A 20,633-nucleotide genomic window follows, 5' to 3' on the forward strand; every position below is an offset into this window, starting at 1 on the left:
TGTTTTTCTTGCTATGTAACACAAATTACATTGTGCTGTAGGAAACACTCCTAACTTTGTTCAAATCACTAGTTTCAAATGTAGAGACAGAAAATTTTCATTTAAGGGTGACTTCAAAACTATTAACTTAAGAGACGGATATTCTCTAGAGCGAAAAATAAGAAAGTGTCTTTCAAAATGTACTGGATTTTTGTTCTGAGGGTATTTACATTTGTTAACTTGATGGGTATTTGATGGTACCCTATCGCTATCAAACTAACTACACAAAATTCCTCCTAAAATGAAAAAACACGCTATTCTTTCTGGAAAATCATAGGAAAGAATAACGTATTTTTCGCTTTATAGATGGTGTGAAATCTTAGCTTGATGGTGATGGGACACGGCAACAATCCTTTCTCTTTCGGACTACTCATTATAAATAATAGATTTTCAGGGTGAAACTTTAACTTATAAGATTATAGCGTTACAAGCTTTAAAGAAAACTCATACAAATTAATTCCGTAAACTACTGTTGTCAAAATTAATATAAAAAGTTAAAGAAATTCTATTTTCGTTAACTGAAACTTGCCAATGGCCCCTAAAAGTAGTAATCGTTATCGTTCCCCTTCTTAGACAAAAGATAAATTTTTAATTTAAAATCTAAAATAAATAGTTTATGGACCGTAGTGCTAGTCCATAAACTATTTCTAAATTTCTTGTACCCATTCAGGATAATTAATAAAACGGGGTCCGATTATGTTGATACTTCTTATAAATAACATCATTACATTAATCTTTTTTCGGGAGTACTATTCCTTTATATAATTGAACTGTAATCAAATAATAAATCGAGTAAATTACTACAAAAATAACAAGTGGTAACCAGATACGAAAGTACGGATCGATTAAAAGAGATCCAAACATGTTCATACCAACTAATATGTGAGTAATCCCGACAATTGCTGGAAATAAAAATATGAAGAATAACTCTTTATAGATTGATTTTGCTAATAATTCTCGGCGGACACCAATTTTACGAAGCATTTGATAACGTGCTACATCTTTTGATGCTCCCGACAGAACTTTAAACATTAAGCAACTTGCCATCATTGCTAAAAATGCAACTCCAACGAAAAACCCCATAAACATTAGTCCGCTGGAAAAATCATGACTCATAATATATTTTTGATACTTACTATCCAATTCTTCTGCTTTCACATTTTTATATTTTGCTATCTGTAATTCATCAAGTTTTTTCCATTCTTTTATGTATGATCCAAAATCATCTGTTTTCCCCATAAACACAGTACTTTCTTTACCCTTCAACCCATCGTATATGTTTTGATTTACAATTTCTATTTCATAATCAGGATACACATAATTTGGCTGGATCGTTCTGAAAGCCTGAATCCACTGTTTTGTGTCGATCTCTCCTTTAACCCGTTTTATTGAAAATACACCAATTGGTAATCCCTCTGAAACTTTTTCTATCTTCAAACCTTGTATGAAAGGGCGATTTTTCTCTACATCTTCTTTGAGATAATAAACATACCTATCATCAACTTTGTAATGATATTCAAGTTTTTCTTGAAATAAGATACCATCCAAAATTGTCTTTTCTTCCGCTGTTGGATTATGAATGACTGAATCGTAAATTCGCATTTGATCTGTCATGTTTAAGATGTTATTTTTAAATGCCATACCACAAGCAATTCCGCCAGCACCAAGAGCCACTAAGATCGCTACTGTTGCAAGCACATTTGTTAGACCATTAATGCGGAAATTTAATTGTGCAAAAGTAAAAGCATTGAGGCCTTTTTCACTACGTTTTTTATTACTCTTTAACTTGTTTATCATAACTGGGAGAAGTGATCCAAATATAAGGTAAGTACCAACGGTTGCTGTGATTAATCCAACGGCCATTAATCCCAAAGCAATTAGCGGATTTGCATGTGACATATAGATCAATGATGCATAACCAATACCTAATAAAAGAATACCAAGGAATGCAATTACAACTGTCATTTTTCCTTTTATGGCAACACGTTCTGTTTGTTCATCTGCATGTACAAGTTGCAGTACAGAAATACGAGATAATTTAATACTATTCATAATTGCCGATAAAACAAATAGTGCAAAGAAGAAGAGGCAAGTAATAGCTATAGATGGCAGATAAAATGCTTTATACCCTTCGCCAGCAAACTCGAGCTGTTTCATTAATAGCTGACCCATACCTTCTGCAAGTCCTACACCGATTGTAATTCCAATCAAAAGAGATGTGGCACCTAATATGATTGTTTCGATAAACATAAGTAAGGTAACTTTATGCTTTTTTGCTCCTAACATCATATACATACCAAATTCTTTTTGACGAAGAGCTGATAAGAAAGAGTTTGCATATAAAATATAGAAAAATGTGATAACCGCTAACAAAAAGGAACCAATTTTAAATACAGACACAATATCTCTAATAGAAGAGTTAGATTCAAGGAATGTTTTATTGGATGCTAGCGTTTGAAACATATAAAAAGTTGAAATAGAGACAATAAGACCAACAAGTAAAACAATGTAATCTTGCAACTTACTTTTTAGGCCTGACATAGAAAGCTTAAATAACATGATTGAACTTCCTTCCTTACGCTTTTTGTGTGCCTAAGTTTGCAAGCACGTCTAAAATTTCTTTATAGAATTCTTCACGGGTACCACCGCGATGAATTTCTTTATATAACTCACCATCTTGAATGAATAAAATACGCTGACAGTAACTTGCGCTGTAAGGATCATGTGTAACCATCATAATGGATACACCTTGCTCTTTATTTAAGCTTGTCATGGCATTAAGTAAACTCGTTGCATTTTTAGAATCTAGAGCTCCAGTCGGCTCGTCCCCTAAAATAATTGCAGGTTCATGAACTAACGCACGTGCTGCTGCGGAACGTTGCTTTTGTCCACCAGATACTTCAGAAGGATACTTTTGAAGTATTGCTGTAATACCTAACATATCAGCTACTTTTTCTACTTTCTTTCCAATATTACGAGATGAAACACCTTGAAGTGAAAGTGGGAGTGCAATATTTTCATATATAGATAAATTCTCTAATAAGTTAAAGTCTTGGAAAATGAATCCTAATTTTTGCGAACGGAAATCAGAAAGCTCACCTTGTTTCATTTTCGTTATATCCGTACCTGCAATTTCAACAACGCCGCCTGTCGCTTTATCTAACGTTGAAATTACATTTAATAATGTCGTTTTACCAGAACCAGATGGCCCCATAACACCGACAAACTCCCCCTCTTGAATTGAGAATGATACACCTTTTAATGCGTGTGATTGATTCTCACCTTTTTTACCGTACAATTTTTGAATGTTTTTTACATCTACAACTGGTTTTATCATATATATCCTCCTACGTTTGTTTTTTTCTATTTCATTGCACTAAGCTACTATTTTTATTTACTACTAACAAAATAGTCATGTTGCATCCACCCTTAAGCTACAATGAAAACTTTCATTTTATCTTCTTCACTCACCTCATCACTTTGAATACACCCATGATAAACTATGAAAATTAGGAAACACCCCGTAAAATCCTTAAGATTTCTTAAGTTTTTTATAAAAAAAAAGCTTATGGAAACTATAATTCCATAAGCCATTCTATTTAATTGGATGTTCAACAATAAAGGACATCCAGCCGTCTTTATATTCTGCATATATATTACCATAATGAAGTTCAACAATTCTTTTTGAGATAGCAAGCCCCAGACCATTTCCCTGGTCATCTTGTCTTGCCTTGTCCCCCCTGAAAAACCTTTCAAACAATTTATTTGGATCGCTGACAGGCGGTTTCTCGACTTTATTTGATACTTTCAAAATTGCTTTGTTATCCATTAATTCAAGACATACGGATAATTCGGATGGTTTTATGCTGTACTTTATAGCATTCATAAAGAGATTTTCATATACACGTACCATTTTTTCTACATCTATGAAGATAGGTATTGTTTCTTGTGTGATTGATTTTTGAACGATTAAGCTTTCCTTTTCAAATATAGGAATGTATTCTCCAACTATTTGCTCCAACAAACCTGATAAATCAACTTCATTAAGATTTAACTTAGCATCTATGCCTGATAAACGAGTATATTCAAACAGCTCATCAATTAAATATTTCAGTCTCTGTGACTTTGAATAAGTAGTTTCAAGGTATTCCTGTAATTGTGTTTTACTGTTGTATTGCCCTCTTTTTAATAAATCTATATAGCCAATAATAGATGTTAACGGTGTGCGTAAGTCATGAGATACATTGGTGATAAGTTCATTTTTTGTACGTTCTAATCGTCTTTCTTGTTCAAATGTATTTTCCAATTCCTTGGACATATAGTTGATATTTTGAGCAAGTTGGGTCAATTCGTCCTTCCCGTTAATCCCAATAGTCAAACCTAGTTTTCCATTGGCAATATCATTCACATTATCAGAAATGAGCTTCAAATATACTAGTTTCTTTCGAACCAATATCAAAAAAATTATTATAAAGTTGAAGATTGCGAACGTGAATAAGAACAACATTACAATTCTCAATTCAAATATGCCAAAATCTTCGTGTTTTATAAATAATGGATCTATGACGTATAACAAAATGAGGATTGTTAAGCCAAATGAAATAAAAAAACTAACTGCAACAGCAGCAAGAAGTTTTATAATAATCTTATTTCTGAAACTAACTTTCTTCATATTTTATACCCAATTCCCCAAACAGTTTTAATATAAATGGGATGTTTTGAATCCTCTTCAATTTTGTCTCTTATTTTTGTAATATGCACCATAACTGTATTATCTGATTTATAAAAAACCTCTTTCCAAACTGCTTCATATATTTTTGCTATACTCAGGACAATCCCTTTGTTGCGGGCAAGTAGTTCGAGAATAGCAAACTCTTTTGGAGTTAACCTTGTTTCTTTTCCTCTTACCCATACTTGACGTGTATCTGTATTCACGGTTAAGTCACCAATTTCTAGAATGCTTTTATTATGTTCTATTGATGAATTGTATTTTTTAAATCTTCTTAATTGAGATTTTACCCTAGCGATTAATTCCAATGGGTTAAACGGCTTTGATAAATAATCGTCTGCGCCAGAGGCTAGACCCTGAATTTTGTCTATATCCTCAGATTTTGCAGATAGCATAATAATAGGCATATTGCGATCTTCCCTAATTTTTATACATGCTTCAATGCCGTCCATATTCGGCATCATAATATCTAAAATAATCAAATCAAATTCCTTTTCTTCTAACAGTTGTAAAGCTTGTATAGCATCTTCTGCCTTTTGAGTTTTTAGGCCTTCATTTTCCAGATATACAGAGATAAGATTTCTAATCTCTTTATCATCATCAACAATAAGAATTTTCGACTCCATTTTATTCCTCCACATTAAATGCAATAAGTATCCAATAAAGCATATATTTGTTGTTACTTAATTAATAAACTTAATAGAGATGGTTTCTATCTTTTTTCTTTACTTCAGACGATTCTTTGTAAAGTACACAAAAAGGCCGTCACAGTATTGTGACGGAAAAGCAGGAAAATTTCAATAACTAATTACTATTATTATTTATTTTTAGCTTTCAAGGCATCTAACGCTATTTTGGTTGCTTCTGCAATAAGCTTATCATCGTATTTAGCATCCTCTTTATCATGATTAGAAAGTATCGCAAGAACAATTGGCTTTTTATTTGGTGGCCAAATAATTGCGATATCATTTCTGGTTCCATAAGATCCCGAACCCGTCTTATCAGCTACTTCCCATCCTCCTGGAACTCCAGCACGAATTAAGTTATCTCCCGTAGTATTCCTTTTCATCCAATCTATTAATAAATCCCGTTTCTCAGTTGAAAGTACATCTCCTAGCGCAAAAGCCTGAAAACTAGTAGCTAATGCCTTTGGGGTACTAGTATCATGTACGTCTCCTGGATGCACTTCGTTTAATTCTGGTTCAAAGCGTTCAGGATTTGTAACGGTATCTCCTATTTCTCTCAGTGATTTTTTGAATTCACTAGGTCCACCTAATTGTTTAAGAATAAGATTTTGTGCAGTATTATCACTATATCGAAGGGAAGCATCTGCAAGCTCTTTCAGAGTCATACCTGTATCAACATACTTTTCTGTAATTGGATTGTAATTAACAAAATCTTCACGATTATACAAAACTCTTTGATTTAGATCTTCTATTGATTTCTTTTGTAAAAGTACTCCCACAGCTAAAGCTTTGTGGGTAGATGCGTATGCAAACCGTTCATCTGATTGATAAGTAACGGTTTGATTCGTACCAGTGTCCAATGCATAAATACCGAGTTTAGCATCAAATTCTTTTTCAAGTTTAGCAAAAGAATCATTACCAGTAGTTTCTTGTTTGATTTGATTTGTTTGTTTCGTTTGTTTAGGTGATTCAGGTTGAGTATTACTATCGGAACAACCTATAAGCGTTGCACATGAAAGAAATACTACAGGTACCATCTTTTTGTAATGTAAAATGTTAAAAAACTTGTTTAAGACTATCATCCATTTTCAACCTCTTTCAAGAATATATGGTTTTTCTAGGTGTTATACATACCGATACAATTAAAGAATTTATAAGATATCATTCTTCTTGTATCTCACTTTTCATAAAATGAGCAAACTATCATGAACACCTGTTTTATACGTATACTTAATAGACAACTTAAGTAACAAGTTTGTTCCATTTAATTGTCCAATGAATTACCTATTATTTTTCGACGGCAAAATTCATTCCATAGGCTATAGCAGGTATACCTAATTTGATAAATTCCCCCAGCGATTTGACACCGTGCTAAAAACTGTTCAGCCATTGCGCAAAGTTTTATAATATAAATTTTAAATCGTGTCAAGAAATTGGTTAACACCTTGCCCATCAAGCTAAGATTATATAGCTTTGGTTTCATATGAGATTTTTTCTTTTTCTACAGTATCAGTCCAACTTATTAAAAATGAGAAAATCCCGTATTCAATAAAAATACGGGATTTTTATAAATAAGTTTATTCACTTATTCGAAAGAAGTTCATTCGTTACATATTACTTATCTAATTAAGAAAAATTCATATACCAGCCCAAACATCTTTTCCATATCGCCCTTCATCTTGCACACGTTCCAACCAATCCCTTGCTTCTTGTTCACTGACTTTATGAATTTCTTGATATGCTTGACAAAGGGTATCTTCTACATCCGGAGCCATTTTACTTCCATCACCACATATATAAAGATGAGCCCCATTATCTAATAACGAAATTAAATTGATTCTATCTTGTTTTATTAAATGCTGTACATATGTTTTAGGATATCCTTCTAAGCGAGAAAAGGCTGTGTGTAAAGAGATTAATCCATCTCTTTCATCATTTTCTAGTTCTGTACGATAGAGATAATCCTTTTCAGGATGACGACAACCAAAATATAGATGTGCTTGTCCTAAGTTAATACCTTTTTGCTTTTGAACACGACGCGCTTGTAAGAATCCACGGAATGGTGCAATTCCAGTACCTGGCCCAACCATAATAATTGGTGTTTCTGGATTTTCAGGTAATTGAAAGTTTGATTGTGGCGTTCGAATGAAACAAATAATCTCATCTTTATTTTGACGCTGAGCTAAGTAATTAGAAGCCACTCCTTCATATGTCCCTTCCCCACTCCAGGCAGGCGCATTAACAACACCAACCGTAATGCTCAGACGATCCTGTGCAACGAGTGGAGAGCTTGAAATAGAATAGTAACGCGGTTTGAGCGCAGGAAGAAGTTCTAAAAAGCGTTCAAATCGGATTTCACAAGCCTCATACTTTTCAAGAAGATCCAACATTGACATACGTTTCTTTAATATTTGTTCATGATAAACTCCCTCTTCCAATAATGATTCCAGTTCCTTTTTATGAGGAGGGCATGCTGTAAATGTCACCATTTCTCGTATTTGTGCTCGAGTGGCTGCTTCTTGAACTTCGACACTATAACTAAGAAGGTCCAATAAACTAACAGGACTGTCTAAAGGTATGTGATTTATACTTCGTCCACTTGCGCTCAGTATGACTTGGTCTTTTCCATTTAATGCAAAACGTTTTAAAATTCGGTTGACATTTTTCTCACTATTAATTGGCAGCACCCCAAGGTGGTCTCCTTCTTGATACGTAGCGCCTTCTGGCAAGGATATCTCAATATGTCGCGTGCTTCTTTCACTGCTAGATGATTGAAGTTCACGATTTTCTAGTATAGATGCATAAACTGCTTCATATGTTCGCGCAAGAGGAGATCCTCCAAGACGACTAACAAATTGTAAACTTAATGTACTACGTTCTTTCTCAATGTTTTTGTTAAGTTCCAATCCAAATGCCTTCATCGCATCAGACCACATACTTTGTTTCCATTGCTCGAGCTGTTCCTCGAAATCACCACTTGCATCCGCTTCTCCACGTGTAGAAAATCTTGTTGCTCCTTTTTGAGCCATTTGCTCATCAATGTATCTTGGAATTCGCTGATAAGTACTAGCCCAATTATGATCTCCACAACCAAAAACTGCGTATTGAACACCTTTTAGCTCATCCGATTTTAATTCCTCCAACCATTGCACAAACTGCCCTGCATTACTTGGTGGTTTTCCATTATAAGAAGAAGTTACAATAAGAACCGCCCCTTCTTTTGGCAGACTTCCAATTCCATCGTTAAGTGCTACCACTTCCGTTTGAACACCTTCTAAACTAGCTGTATCTGCTAGTTCTCTTGCAATACCTTCTGCTACCCCTGTATCCGATCCATACAGAACAAGAAGCGAAAGATTATCGGCTCCAATAATAGAAGGAGTCTTCTGAACTTGCTGTTCGATTTCATGTTCTTTCAGTTTCTCCTCTATAGGCGCAAGAACAGTAGTATGGCTAATAGTTTGATTTCGGGGTAGAATCCTAATTTTAAAATCACCAGGCTTTAGCGTTAATGTTTGTTTTACGTCCAGCTGATAGTCTTGATAATCGATGAATTCAAAATGTTGAAGAAGCATTCCCATTACGAGTGTGGCTTCATGAAGTGCAAACTGCATACCGATACATGCTCGTTGACCATTTCCAAATGGCTTATAAGCATGATGGGGAATCTTATCCAGCTCTTCAAATCGTTCAGGCTGGAATTCTTCCACATTGTCTCCCCACGCGTCTTTATCCCTATGTAGCTGTGGAATAAGAACAGAAATACGATTTTCTCCTTTCTTAATTGGATATTTCCCACCAATCACTGTATCTTCTTTTGCATAGAGACTGAATGCTGGAGCAGTAGGCCATAGACGTAGCGATTCATTTAAAATCATCCGGATATACTTTAATTTCATAACTTGTTGGTATGTTGGAGTGGGATCTGTTAAAACCCGATCTACTTCTTCATAGGCTTTTTTCAATTTATCTGGATTCTTTAATAAAAAATAGATTGCAAAAGATAATAATCCACTTGTTGTTTCATGCCCAGCTATTAAAAAAGTGATAATTTGGAAACGAATATTTTCATCATCTAATTTTTCACCAGTTTCCGGATCCTGCACATTTAACATACGGGAAAGTAAATCATTTTCTTCCTGATTCCCACTACTTTTACGTTCAGCAATAATATTATCTACTAAAGAAAACATAGATTGAATATCATGCTGAAATTGACGTTTCGTTCTCCACATGAGTTTATCTTCTATATCCAGCCGCTGTAATTGGTGCATCGCCTCATCTAGAGCACGGCTCATGCTAGTAATAAAAGGATGAGGGGTCTCACGATAATAGCTATTAAATCGATAATTAAAACCACATAGACCAATTGTATCCAATGTAAGGCGAGTCATATCCTCCGGAACATCTACGTTTTCATTCGGATTAAGCCGTGCCCATTTTTGAACGAGTTGTACAGCAATATCGACCATCATAGCATGATAATCTTTCATTGCTCGTTGGCTGAATGTAGGCATCAAAATATTATGAGCTTTTTTCCAGTTAGGTTCGTGAGTCTCGCTTGTAAATAATCCGTCTCCAGCAAAGGCACGAACCTTTGCTAAAGCACCCTCTATACTTTTATCGAAACGTGTTTCGTCACAGACTTCTGCTACCAGTTCATGTCCCGAAACGACAATGATGGTATCACTTAAAGTTTGAATTCGAAAAATGGGGCCATACTCTTCCGCTAGCTTGATAAAGGATAAGGTCGGTTTATCTTTATCGATTAATGGGAGATTCCCCAGCGGTCCATATGTTTTCGGTTGAGGAATGGCAGATACTTTTTTATCCATTAAAAACACCCTTTCAAAAAAGCATGAAATAAAATATCCCATTCAATAAAGAGAAGATAGCAATGAATCGCCTGGGATAAAGATATGTAATTGATTACCTTATTTTATCTTTTCCCTAACTATTCATGATTATGATATTGCTTATAAGGTTGGCAATCTAAGTTGTTTGTTGATATTAGATTTATAACTTGCAGAAAAAATACTAAATTAAAATGAAGCGTATTATTATAATGTTTATCAGAAATTGAGAGCTAAAGATTGTGGTATTAGGAAAACCCGTAGTTTCTAATGTCAATTCAAACAAATACGATAAGCAAATATACTGTGTGACTAATGAAAAAGGATCTGATATGAATATCAGATCCTTTTTACTATATATAATTATTTCACTGGTTCTTTTCCAAATTTAAATACCAGCGCCTTAGCAGCAGAAATTTGCATTTCTTCATAGTCTAACTAAACAGCAAAAACTTATAGGAATCATGATCTTAAGTTTTATTTTGCTCTACCGATTTAACCTCTCGACAGCTTCCGCACTTGTATCTACACGTTTAACGAAAAAAACTAATAGTAGTGCAACAACATTCATGCCAAGCGCTACATAGAATGAATATTGAATTCCGGATAATAAAGCCTTCTGAGTTAATATTGCCTTCGTAGTTTCTGTGAAGGTTGTTGGATCTACATCAGCCATTAGACTTTCAGCTTTTGTTTTTGTTACAGAATTCATAATCGTAACAAGAATAGCAGTACCAATCGAACCGGACACTTGTTGAGCTGTATTATTAACAGCTGTACCGTGCGGATTTAAGCGAGTTGGTAATTGATTAAGTCCGTTTGTCATAAGTGGCATCATCACCATAGCCATCCCAAACATCCGCAGTGTGTAAATAAGAATAATATGAGTGTGACTAGAGTCGAGTTGCAGGTTTGCTAGCATATAAGTTGAAATGGCTGTAATGGAAAGTCCTACTATACCAAGAATACGAGGGCCATATTTATCAAATAGTTTACCTGTAATTGGTGACATAATCCCCATTATTACCGCACCTGGAAGCATCATCAGCCCAGAGCTCAGCGGTGAAATACCGCGGACGTTTTGTACATAAGCTGGTGTTAAAATCATACCCGAAAACATGGCCACTGCGTTGACAATTGCAATTACAGACGCAAGTGCAAACATTGGGTACTTGTAAACACGTAAATCCAATAACGGTTCATTCATTTTTAATTGGCGGACAATGAAAGTAATTAGGGCAATAGCGCCTATGATTAAGGTTGTTAAAACAACTTTATTCGTCCAACCGTCGGAGCTTGCAGAACTGAATCCATATAACAAACCGCCAAAACCGACAGAAGATAATAATAATGAGAGATAATCAAGTTTTGCATTTTTGTTTTGTCTCATGACATTCTCCGATTTCCAAATCCCTAACAGTAAGCTAATGATTGCTAACGGTAAAATCATTTCAAAAAGCAAACGCCAGTCATAATACTCTACAATATAACCCGATAGTGTCGGTCCAATTGCTGGAGCTGTAATCATAACTAATCCAAAAATCCCCATCGCTGTTCCCCTTTTTTCTCTTGGAAAGCTTACTAGCATAATATTCATTAACAAAGGCCCCATGACTGAAGAACCTGCTGCTTGAACCATCCGGCCAGTAAGTAATAAACTAAAGTTCGGTGCTAAAGCCGCTAAGGCCGTACCAAGAATAAAAATCAACATAGATGTAATAAATAAGCTCCTATTGGAGAAGCGGGTTATTAAAAATGCTGATGCCGGAATTAATATACCACTTACAAGCATATACCCTGTAGAAAGCCACTGGATCGTTGAAAAATCTTTAATATCTAAATCCTTCATTATTGATGGCAAAGCTACATTTAAAAGCGAGTTATTTAGAAATGAAACAAATGCCCCAATAAAAAGGATTACAAGCATTAAATATGGTGGTTTTCTTTTATGTAATGTTTCACTCATATATTCATTTGCCCCTTCATTATAAATTCCATTGATTCGTTTAAATCTTTTGCATATCTGCACAAGAATACATTGTCCTTGCAGTATTTTGCCAAACTCTTCGAATGGATATTCTCTTTTTAGCAATTCTACTTGCTCAACATAACATTTTAAAATTTTTTTGTTGATTAAACCTTTATAAACATTTAAATAAGATTTTGAATGTTTATTTAAACACGTTTATTAAATTAGGCTGAATTAAACAAAAGGAGCGACTGAAAATCCCCTTCTAAAATAAAGTGACACTTTAATCAGTCGGATTTTTACAAGCAGCCCCCCATCTAACTTCTTTGCTTTCGCTGAATTTTGAGATAGAAGTGTTTTGTTGTCCACAAATAGCGGGATTAATTAACAAGAACACACACCCATTCCTTTAAATACAGGCTTGTAAATCTAGTTATGTAACCATCCATAAAAAAGAATATTACATAGGCTAAGTCTAACATTACATTTTTAAAGTGAGGGGAATAAGCTTATGTACCAATATTGGTATTTGAATTCAAATGGAAACGGGGAGCAATATAATAACCAAATTTCAATGTCATCATTACATTCACAACCTCAAATAACTAAAGCTCAGGGAATGGATGGTCTGAAGGTTCCTGAGAATTTGAGTTGTCGAGTCTATCCATTTGGTTGGGATTCACCAGCCAATTATACGGGTTTCACTCCCGAGCCCCCTCCCTTCCCTTTAGGTCAGCCAATCCATTATGCAGGGATGATGCCCCAAGGACATCCTGCTAATTGGGCTCCATTACCAGGCCATGCAGGTTTTAATTTTCAAAAACCTCCCATCCCCTGGCCCCAACCATTCAATCATACAGGGATGTTCGCACAAGGTCATATTGCCGCTTTACTATCGCCGCCAGTCAAGCCTTTTAATTTTAATGCCAATAACTGGGGTGCTTTCGGAAACCCTCCAGGGTGGGGAGGACAGATAAATCCCATGGGATGGGGGAATAATGGAGGAATCGGTCAGCCAGGAATGCTTGGAAACTTACTTGCAGTAGGAAAAAGCAGCATGAATGGAATAGGAATGATTAGTAGTCTAATCGGTATGGGGAAGTTCTTCTTTTAGTTAATTAGAACGGGAGGATAGGTCCATAGCTCACACATGCCCCCTCAATGTATTTATTGTACGCTTCCCATACTCCCTCCGAGTTCATTTCCTCTCCTTTCAAATTATAAAAACATCTATTACCTTGTATGTGATAACTTGATAGAGGTGTGGTGACATCAACAAAACGCAAATTTCGTACGCTAAGCAAAACGCTACAAAAAACCGGTTCCTTTACGAAAGAACCGGTTTTTTGTAGCGTTTATTTATTTGAAAAGTAGTCAAATCTTTTTTGAAATATCTAATGGATCTGGGCAAAACATAATAAAAAGTACAATACCAGCTAAAATAAATGAAGAAGGACACACCTCTAAGGATACCTCACCCAGTTCTTGTTGTCGCAAGATAAGCAGCATAAAGACAACCCACATTAGAAAAAACAACAAGAAAAGACATTCCAAATATGGAACGTCTTCTTTCACTTTATAAAACCATTCAATAATCCAAAATATTCTAATTAACAAAATCACACATTTAACGAAAGAAATTAGTTAATTGCATAACGCTCTTCTAACTTTTCTTGCGAAATTTAGTGGATCATCAACGTCTTCAATATTAACGTAAATCAAATTTGGATCATCACATAACCACTCATTGTGTATAGACGAAACGATTATTCCTTGTTTAATAATTGTAGCAACAAATTCAGTGACTTCCTTTTGTAAGAGTGCTACCCGCCCTAGACATAATGCCTGTCCAGTTTTATTATCTCTTGATTCGAATGAGAAGGAAGTTGTTACTCTAAAACGTTTCCCCAAGATTGTTGCTTGTATTTCATCCCGATTTATTGTTGCCACGCATTTTCCACCGGCGAATCCTTCTTGGCCGCCGATAATTCTTGCAAACTGTTGACAAATTAATTCATCATGAAACGCCATACCTTGAATCATCCCCCTTTTACTGTTAGGTTATGAATGACTACATAGGTCTGAAACGGTAATAAATCTATTTTATAAAAAAGATTATCGCAATCTATTAACTCAATGATTCTTGATTATTTGAATTAACTCGGCTATTATATGGTAAAACATTTTTAGAGAGCATAAAAAAAACACCCTAAGGTGCCATCCTCCGACTTGAGAATCATATCTATGTATGGAGAAATTTAGAAAAGAGAAGCTTCTAACTATAATTTAAAGGGCTCTTATGCCATGAATGACTTACATATTTCCTTATTTACCCGAAGAAGAATCCCGTTATATTACTTTCTGATCAGTCTCGTTAAAGCCATCCCAATAAATCCAGCGCCCATTCCTATTAGCCATCCAGCATGAGTATCGCCTAATATAGATCCCACTCCTCCGCCAAGAAACATGCAGCCAACAAATACTAATCCTCCAATTCCCCAATTCGTCCGTTCCATAATTCAATCACACCCTTTCAATAAAACATATGCGATTAACTAGCTCAACTTTCTTGCATAGGATAGTTAATTATTTTGCTTATGTTTAGCACTTTCAGGACATTCAAAAGATGCGGGGATTGAGCCATTTGAATGAATTGCAGAAGGAAAATTTAATTTTTTCATATTATAATAACTTAAGAGTTGTGAAACAAATTCTTCTTTAATTAACCAGTTAATAGAAGTATGGATATTTCCCACAATTTATGACTCACCCCACCGCTATCAAGCTAAGAAAAGCAATTACCCCCAAAACGAAAATTATATGCATCATTGACTACTGTTAACGAGAATTATGTAAATAAGCTGTCCATATGGGCAGCTTATTGGATTTTTTCAAATACGCGATATTTTATTTGTCGATAATTTTTTAATCTTCATTATTGATTTCTATTGTACCTGTTCTAGCACTGACCTTTAAAATATTTAATAGATTCTCAGGTGTCTTGATTTCCACTTCATATTCAAATTTAGATTGTGCTAAGTTGTCATCTTCTAATTCGAATTCTTTTTTCACATTAATAATTTCTCCATTTGTATGAGCTAAAGAAATTTCACGAACTTGTTTCTCTGTATAGTTTTCATTCTTTTTCGCATAATTGTAGCCCATACCATAATATCCACCAACAATAGCAATACCACTTACTAAAATAGCAATTACGCTTATAATTATTTTCTTTTTATGTTTTAACATTTCCATCCACTCCTTAATAATTAATCATTTATTCCAAATCTTGCTTCAAGTACATTTTCTGCTTGCTCTAATTGATCTTCAAGTATATCTTGTTCTCTTTCTTGTATTTGATATTGTTCAACAGTTATCGTTCCAGCGTGAAAATCTGCTTCTAGCTGATCATCAGATAGATCTATCTTGTCATCTAATTGGTCAATTTCTTTTTTTGCTGCTAAGTACGTATTTAAGTTATCTTCTTTTGCTCCAACTGGTTTCGTATTATTTGCCTTTTCTACAATAGATGTGACTTCGTTTTTGAAATCTTGTGTTTGCTTAGTATCATTCATAGCAGGCCCTGTTTTGTGTGGTTCTTGTTGTAGTTCTGTATCGTTATCAGCTTGAGTAGAACAAGCTGTTAAGAATAAACAAGACATTGCTCCAATCATCATCCATTTTCCCATTATGTTCTCCTCCCTTTACATGTGCACCTTATCCATGTCCTTATATTACTGAACAAACATTAAAGGAAGATTAATGCGCAAAAAAATAAAATGATATAATTAAATAGTTTCTAATCTTTCTTTAATGTTTCGGAATTATAGTGATACATATAAATAAGAAGAAAAGGAGAATGTTAATGCGAGTTCTTATTGTCGAAGATGAAAAAGACTTACAAAATATATTGGTAAAACGATTAAATGCAGAATATTATAGTGTCGATGGATGTGGGAATGGAGAAGATGCTTTGGATTATATAAGCATGGCTACCTACGATTTGATTGTGCTTGACATTATGATTCCCGGAATAGATGGTTTACAAGTATTACAAAGATTACGTGCGGACAATAATACAACTCCTGTCTTGCTTCTTACAGCTAAAGATACAATTGATGATCGCGTAACAGGACTCGACTTAGGTGCGGACGATTATTTAGTAAAGCCCTTTGCTTTTGATGAGCTGTTAGCAAGAATTCGAGTGTTGATGCGAAGAAAAACAGGAAATACATCTAATGTGTTTGAAATCGCTGACCTAGTGGTGGATTGCAATATGCATAAAGTAACAAGAGGAGATCAAGTTATCAATCTTTCCAGTAAAGAATTTGCTATTTTAGAATATATGATTCGTAATAAAGAAGTTGTGTTGACACGAGATAAAATTGAGCAACATGTGTGGAATTACGACTATGAAGGTGGCTCGAATATTATTGATGTTTACGTCCGCTATCTTCGCAAAAAAATTGATAGCCAGTTTGAGACGAAGTTAATTCATACAGTACGAGGAACTGGTTACGTATTGCGAGTAGAATCATGAAAAGACTATCAATAAAAATGAGAGTGACCCTATGGTATACGGGGCTAGTTGTAATTATTATGGCACTCGTGTTAGCTTTTATTTTAACTTCTTCAGATAAAGTTTTGCTTTTTAATATGAAAAATCAATTGAAGAGCACAGTAAAAGAAAGCATTGAAGATATCGAATATAAGCATGGACAGTTAAAGATTGACGATGAATTTGAAGCGTTAGAAGATGGAGTAAATATCATCATTTATAGTAAGCAAGGTGAGCTGCTGGCAGGACATAATCCAACAACCTTTAATAAAAAGGTATCGCTTAAATTCGATGAAATACAAACCATTAAAGACGGTAATAAGGAATGGATAGTATATGATTTTCTCCATAATGTAGGCGGCGATGAGCAAGTCTGGGTTCGTGGCATAATGACCATGAATCAATTATCATCGACCATGAATACGCTTATTGTGGTAACACTCATCTCATTTCCATTACTTATTCTCATTGCGGCAGTGGGAGGATATTTTATTACGCAAAGAGCGTTTCGACCTGTGCAACAAATGAGTGATTCAGCCAGTGAAATTGGTGATGGTAAAGACCTTTCGAAGAGAATTAATTTACAAGGTTCATCGAAAGACGAAATGTATCATTTAGCACAAACCTTTGACAAAATGTTTGAGCGATTGGAGACATCATTCGAAAGTGAAAAACAATTTACATCTGACGCATCTCATGAATTAAGAACACCAACATCTGTTATTATTTCGCAATGCGAATACGCTTTATCGCAGAGGAATAATCCGAAAGAAATGGAAGAATCGTTAGAAGTAATTTTAAGGCAATCGCGTAAAATGTCCGCGTTAATCTCGCAACTCTTATTATTAGCACGAGTTGACCAAGAAAAGCATAATACTTTTCAATTTGAATGTATCAATATGAGTGAATTAACGGAAATCGTTGTAGAAGAGCTTTCATTAATGGTTCAAGAAGCTTCGATTAATATAACAACACATATAGAGGAAGACCTGTTTATTAAAGCAGATCAAACATTGATGATGCGTTTATTAATGAATTTACTAACGAATGCGATTGCTTATAGCAAAGCGAACGGCACTGTGAATATGCAACTGTTCCGGGATGAAACCAACATAATAGGTAAAGTCTCCGATAATGGCATAGGCATCAGCGAGCAACATATTGCGAAAATATGGGACCGCTTCTATCGAGTTGACACAGCACGAACATCTTCAAACAATGGAAACACAGGTTTAGGATTGTCGATGGTAAAATGGATTATAGAACTACACGGAGGAGAAATTACCGTTGAAAGTGAATTAGGAGAAGGCAGTACTTTTACATTTAAACTACCAATTGAAAACCGAGCATAATGTATGCTCGGTTTTAGCTTTAGAATACAGATTGATTAAAAAGCTCTCTTCAGTCCTTGTTTAATAATTGTAGCAACAAATTCAGTGACTTCCTTTAATCAACATAGATCATGCACTATGAAATAAAGTGAAACTTTAATCTGCTCCCAACAAACTTCTGTATCCCAACTAAATTTTTAGGTGGGCGTTTTACTTTCCACAAATAGTAAGAAGCTAAATATATAGTAAAACCCCAGAAATCCAAAGGTCTCTGGGGCTTCATTATATATTTAGCTCTTTTTGCTTTTTGTTTTGTTTATGTCTATGCAGCAATTTTCGACTTATGAGAGAAATCAGTAATAAGATCAGTATTAGTACGAAAAGTTGCATAAATGATAAATCAAAATATTTAGCACCTGTAACTATTAAAAGTGTAGAAATCGTACCTTTTACAATGAAAAAAATAATAATCCATAATCCGCCTTTTTTCCAGTTCATTTTTATTTTACCCTTTCCTACGCTTAAATTCTTAAATGGGACACCTTAATAGAAATCTATTATATTAATAAAAAAGTAAACTTTTTCACAAAAATCATGTCCAATTACATGCGACGATTTCATAATAAATGAAAATGATATTCAGTGTCAATTTTATTGACTATTTGAATATCTATTTATCATCTCAATCTCTTTCTACTTCGTTTCTTATAGGCAATGAACTCTTGTTTTCAAACAAAAAACACCTCCATTGAATTTGCACACTAAATATGCGAATTCAAGAGGTGTTTTTTCATGTACCATCAGATAAGATTTCCTGCTTTATTTATTTCTTGATACGTAGCTATTTTCTAGTACACAATAACTGGATCATTAGTGTTCAAACTATCATATACAGTTTTTGCAACATTAGGAAGAAGGTTTACACACCCGCCTGATCCCCCTGTTAAATAAGCATTATTTGCCCAGTCTTTTCGCCAGCCTGCATCATGGAATCCTTGGCCGCTATTTGTGAATGGAACCCAGTAATCTACCTTAACTGCATAATCAGCTTTACCTACTGCGCTGCCTTTCAGCGTGTATGGTGTTCGTTTATATAGAACGTACCACACACCTGGTGATGTATCTTCACTCGTGCTATGTTTACCAGTTACTACATTTGTTGTGACGACTAATTTCCCATCTTTATAAATCCAAATTTGTTGATCTGCAATTGATACTTCCGCATACGTGTCTCCGATGCCATTATTCGATGTTGTTTCATAACCGATACCTTCCTTCTCCCAACCATTTCCATGGATATTAGAAGCAGATAGCGATTTTTCACCCTTTTCAAAAGCTTGTTGAACTTGTTTTGTTTCTTTTTCAACATCTAGTGCCCAGCCGTAGCCTTGTCCTTTTACTGATATGACCGAACCGGAATGGGTTTTAAAGCTGAAATTTTTATTTAATGTTGATTTAGCATTATTAATTTCAGCAATCTTATTCTTAATGTCGCTCGCATCGATTGTAACTTTCATATCCTTTGACATAGAGGCATTCTGAATTAAATCTTTCGCTTTTAAAGGATACACTTCATTCTGCACTTTATACTCAACAGACTGCCCAAGAAGATTCTGTAGTGCTTTCTCCTCTTTTTTGACAATCGGATCGTCTTCTTTAATAGGCTTTATGTATGTAGACTTCAGATGAATTTCACTTTTATACTTCTGCTTGTCGTAATCTTTCAGTAGACTAGTAACGTCATACTGTTTTCCATCAACGCTCTTCGAAATAACAACTTTTCCTTGTTCAAGCTTCGCCATAGCATCTTGAGGCGCTTTTAATTTTTCATTCATAGAGATGAGCTTTTCTTCTACAAGTTTTTTCATCGTTTCACTACGATACTGATCCGCCTTTTCCGGTAGCACTGAATAATTTTTTTCCTTTGAGGAAGGGAAAAATGTCCACTGGCTTTTTAATAGTTTCTTAACTTGAGGAAAATCTTTTTCCGTAAGTTCCGTTTTTGTATCTTTTTCATCTAAAATTTGTTGTTGATCAACATAGACTTTGTTTTCTAGTCCAGATGTTTTTAATTTCTGTATTGCCTGATCAGCGTTCAGACCACCGACTTTTGTGTCATTAATCGTAACATTTGAATTGAAGTGAGTTGCCTGATAATAACTCATTCCTCCAATGAGAAGTACAATTACACCAACACCCGCTGCAATAAGCTTCCAATTTGTAAAACGTTTGCTTGATCTTACTCGTTTTCTCTCAACTTCTTCAACTGATTCATTTATTGGATTATTGTTCATCAATCTTTCCCCCGTATACATTAACGTCAATCGATTTTAAACTAAAACCATTGACTAGTGTACCTTATTTTTCCTAAAATTTCATTATTTTTAAAAAGATTTTATCGCATTTAATTGATCAAATTTAGACTTTTTAATAGAACGACACATAAAGATGGTAGATAAAGTGAAAAA

At 34.7% G+C, this 20,633-nt stretch carries 16 protein-coding genes; 3 read left to right on the forward strand and 13 right to left on the reverse strand.

The features are described from left to right. Positions 1 to 768: 768 nt before the first annotated feature. The 7 genes from MR066_RS03240 to MR066_RS03270 all read right to left on the reverse strand — a co-directional run bounded on the left by MR066_RS03240 (position 769) and on the right by MR066_RS03270 (position 12,273). On the reverse strand, positions 769 to 2,598 hold the full coding sequence (locus tag MR066_RS03240) for an FtsX-like permease family protein (RefSeq protein WP_242245977.1): 1,830 nt from the start codon (positions 2,596 to 2,598) through the stop codon (positions 769 to 771). A gap of 16 nt (positions 2,599 to 2,614) precedes the next feature. Continuing rightward, complete coding sequence (locus tag MR066_RS03245) at positions 2,615 to 3,376, reverse strand: ABC transporter ATP-binding protein (RefSeq protein ID WP_242245978.1); 762 nt, start codon at positions 3,374 to 3,376, stop codon at positions 2,615 to 2,617. A gap of 258 nt (positions 3,377 to 3,634) precedes the next feature. Then, positions 3,635 to 4,711, reverse strand: a complete 1,077-nt coding sequence (locus tag MR066_RS03250) for a HAMP domain-containing sensor histidine kinase (protein WP_242245979.1) — start codon at positions 4,709 to 4,711, stop codon at positions 3,635 to 3,637. Further along, positions 4,708 to 5,394: a response regulator transcription factor gene (locus tag MR066_RS03255; RefSeq protein ID WP_242245980.1), complete on the reverse strand. Its 687-nt coding sequence runs from the start codon at positions 5,392 to 5,394 to the stop codon at positions 4,708 to 4,710. The genes MR066_RS03250 and MR066_RS03255 overlap by 4 nt, the downstream gene beginning before the upstream one ends. Positions 5,395 to 5,585: 191 nt before the next feature. Further along, positions 5,586 to 6,536: a class A beta-lactamase gene (gene bla, locus MR066_RS03260; RefSeq protein ID WP_242245981.1), complete on the reverse strand. Its 951-nt coding sequence runs from the start codon at positions 6,534 to 6,536 to the stop codon at positions 5,586 to 5,588. 555 nt (positions 6,537 to 7,091) lie between these two features. Then, a complete protein-coding gene (gene cypD, locus MR066_RS03265) occupies positions 7,092 to 10,289 on the reverse strand; it encodes a bifunctional P-450/NADPH--P450 reductase (protein ID WP_242245982.1) in 3,198 nt (1,065 codons plus the stop codon). A 505-nt stretch (positions 10,290 to 10,794) separates the two neighbouring features. Then, positions 10,795 to 12,273 carry a DHA2 family efflux MFS transporter permease subunit gene (locus tag MR066_RS03270; protein WP_242245983.1) on the reverse strand — a complete coding sequence of 493 codons (1,479 nt, stop codon included), beginning with the start codon at positions 12,271 to 12,273 and terminating at the stop codon, positions 10,795 to 10,797. Between the two features lie 514 nt (positions 12,274 to 12,787). Between MR066_RS03270 and MR066_RS03275 the strand changes: the two genes are divergently transcribed. Next, positions 12,788 to 13,390, forward strand: coding sequence for a hypothetical protein (locus MR066_RS03275; RefSeq protein ID WP_242245984.1), 603 nt, complete (start codon positions 12,788 to 12,790; stop codon positions 13,388 to 13,390). A 530-nt stretch (positions 13,391 to 13,920) separates the two neighbouring features. Here MR066_RS03275 and MR066_RS03280 read toward each other — a convergent pair. The 4 genes from MR066_RS03280 to MR066_RS03295 form a co-directional block, all read right to left on the reverse strand. Further along, entirely contained in the window at positions 13,921 to 14,307 is a 387-nt protein-coding gene (locus MR066_RS03280) for a DUF1259 domain-containing protein (protein ID WP_242246097.1), read from the reverse strand. 323 nt (positions 14,308 to 14,630) lie between these two features. After that, entirely contained in the window at positions 14,631 to 14,792 is a 162-nt protein-coding gene (locus MR066_RS03285) for a hypothetical protein (protein WP_201034054.1), read from the reverse strand. A 409-nt stretch (positions 14,793 to 15,201) separates the two neighbouring features. Then, positions 15,202 to 15,525, reverse strand: a complete 324-nt coding sequence (locus MR066_RS03290) for a PepSY domain-containing protein (protein ID WP_002161193.1) — start codon at positions 15,523 to 15,525, stop codon at positions 15,202 to 15,204. A gap of 20 nt (positions 15,526 to 15,545) precedes the next feature. Beyond that, positions 15,546 to 15,965, reverse strand: a complete 420-nt coding sequence (locus tag MR066_RS03295) for a hypothetical protein (protein WP_242245985.1) — start codon at positions 15,963 to 15,965, stop codon at positions 15,546 to 15,548. Between the two features lie 176 nt (positions 15,966 to 16,141). Between MR066_RS03295 and MR066_RS03300 the strand changes: the two genes are divergently transcribed. Together MR066_RS03300 and MR066_RS03305 are read left to right on the forward strand one after the other, a co-directional pair. Next, positions 16,142 to 16,816 (forward strand): response regulator transcription factor, encoded by a 675-nt coding sequence (locus tag MR066_RS03300; protein WP_002128055.1) that lies wholly within the window; start codon positions 16,142 to 16,144, stop codon positions 16,814 to 16,816. Next, positions 16,813 to 18,186, forward strand: a complete 1,374-nt coding sequence (locus tag MR066_RS03305) for a sensor histidine kinase (RefSeq protein ID WP_242245986.1) — start codon at positions 16,813 to 16,815, stop codon at positions 18,184 to 18,186. The genes MR066_RS03300 and MR066_RS03305 overlap by 4 nt, the downstream gene beginning before the upstream one ends. Positions 18,187 to 18,447: 261 nt before the next feature. Here MR066_RS03305 and MR066_RS03310 read toward each other — a convergent pair whose 3' ends face one another. Next, positions 18,448 to 18,663: a hypothetical protein gene (locus MR066_RS03310; protein WP_002017170.1), complete on the reverse strand. Its 216-nt coding sequence runs from the start codon at positions 18,661 to 18,663 to the stop codon at positions 18,448 to 18,450. A gap of 350 nt (positions 18,664 to 19,013) precedes the next feature. Continuing rightward, a complete protein-coding gene (locus tag MR066_RS03315) occupies positions 19,014 to 20,459 on the reverse strand; it encodes a L,D-transpeptidase family protein (RefSeq protein WP_002192790.1) in 1,446 nt (481 codons plus the stop codon). Positions 20,460 to 20,633: the final 174 nt, after the last annotated feature.

Source organism: Bacillus cereus group sp. BfR-BA-01523 (assembly GCF_022662615.1).
Taxonomy (GTDB): domain Bacteria; phylum Bacillota; class Bacilli; order Bacillales; family Bacillaceae_G; genus Bacillus_A; species Bacillus_A mycoides.

What these genes read in the sequence shown, in the direction of transcription:
- MR066_RS03275 (WP_242245984.1), top strand. Translation starts at nt 12,788, where the DNA reads ATGTACCAATATTGGTATTTGAATTCAAATGGAAACGGGGAGCAATAT.
- MR066_RS03290 (WP_002161193.1), bottom strand. Translation starts at nt 15,525, where the DNA reads ATGTTAAAACATAAAAAGAAAATAATTATAAGCGTAATTGCTATTTTA.
- MR066_RS03315 (WP_002192790.1), bottom strand. Translation starts at nt 20,459, where the DNA reads ATGAACAATAATCCAATAAATGAATCAGTTGAAGAAGTTGAGAGAAAA.
- MR066_RS03310 (WP_002017170.1), bottom strand. Translation starts at nt 18,663, where the DNA reads ATGAACTGGAAAAAAGGCGGATTATGGATTATTATTTTTTTCATTGTA.
- MR066_RS03295 (WP_242245985.1), bottom strand. Translation starts at nt 15,965, where the DNA reads ATGGGAAAATGGATGATGATTGGAGCAATGTCTTGTTTATTCTTAACA.
- MR066_RS03270 (WP_242245983.1), bottom strand. Translation starts at nt 12,273, where the DNA reads ATGAGTGAAACATTACATAAAAGAAAACCACCATATTTAATGCTTGTA.
- MR066_RS03285 (WP_201034054.1), bottom strand. Translation starts at nt 14,792, where the DNA reads ATGGAACGGACGAATTGGGGAATTGGAGGATTAGTATTTGTTGGCTGC.
- MR066_RS03305 (WP_242245986.1), top strand. Translation starts at nt 16,813, where the DNA reads ATGAAAAGACTATCAATAAAAATGAGAGTGACCCTATGGTATACGGGG.
- MR066_RS03300 (WP_002128055.1), top strand. Translation starts at nt 16,142, where the DNA reads ATGCGAGTTCTTATTGTCGAAGATGAAAAAGACTTACAAAATATATTG.
- MR066_RS03250 (WP_242245979.1), bottom strand. Translation starts at nt 4,711, where the DNA reads ATGAAGAAAGTTAGTTTCAGAAATAAGATTATTATAAAACTTCTTGCT.
- MR066_RS03255 (WP_242245980.1), bottom strand. Translation starts at nt 5,394, where the DNA reads ATGGAGTCGAAAATTCTTATTGTTGATGATGATAAAGAGATTAGAAAT.
- MR066_RS03240 (WP_242245977.1), bottom strand. Translation starts at nt 2,598, where the DNA reads ATGTTATTTAAGCTTTCTATGTCAGGCCTAAAAAGTAAGTTGCAAGAT.
- bla (WP_242245981.1), bottom strand. Translation starts at nt 6,536, where the DNA reads ATGATAGTCTTAAACAAGTTTTTTAACATTTTACATTACAAAAAGATG.
- MR066_RS03245 (WP_242245978.1), bottom strand. Translation starts at nt 3,376, where the DNA reads ATGATAAAACCAGTTGTAGATGTAAAAAACATTCAAAAATTGTACGGT.
- MR066_RS03280 (WP_242246097.1), bottom strand. Translation starts at nt 14,307, where the DNA reads ATGGCGTTTCATGATGAATTAATTTGTCAACAGTTTGCAAGAATTATC.
- cypD (WP_242245982.1), bottom strand. Translation starts at nt 10,289, where the DNA reads ATGGATAAAAAAGTATCTGCCATTCCTCAACCGAAAACATATGGACCG.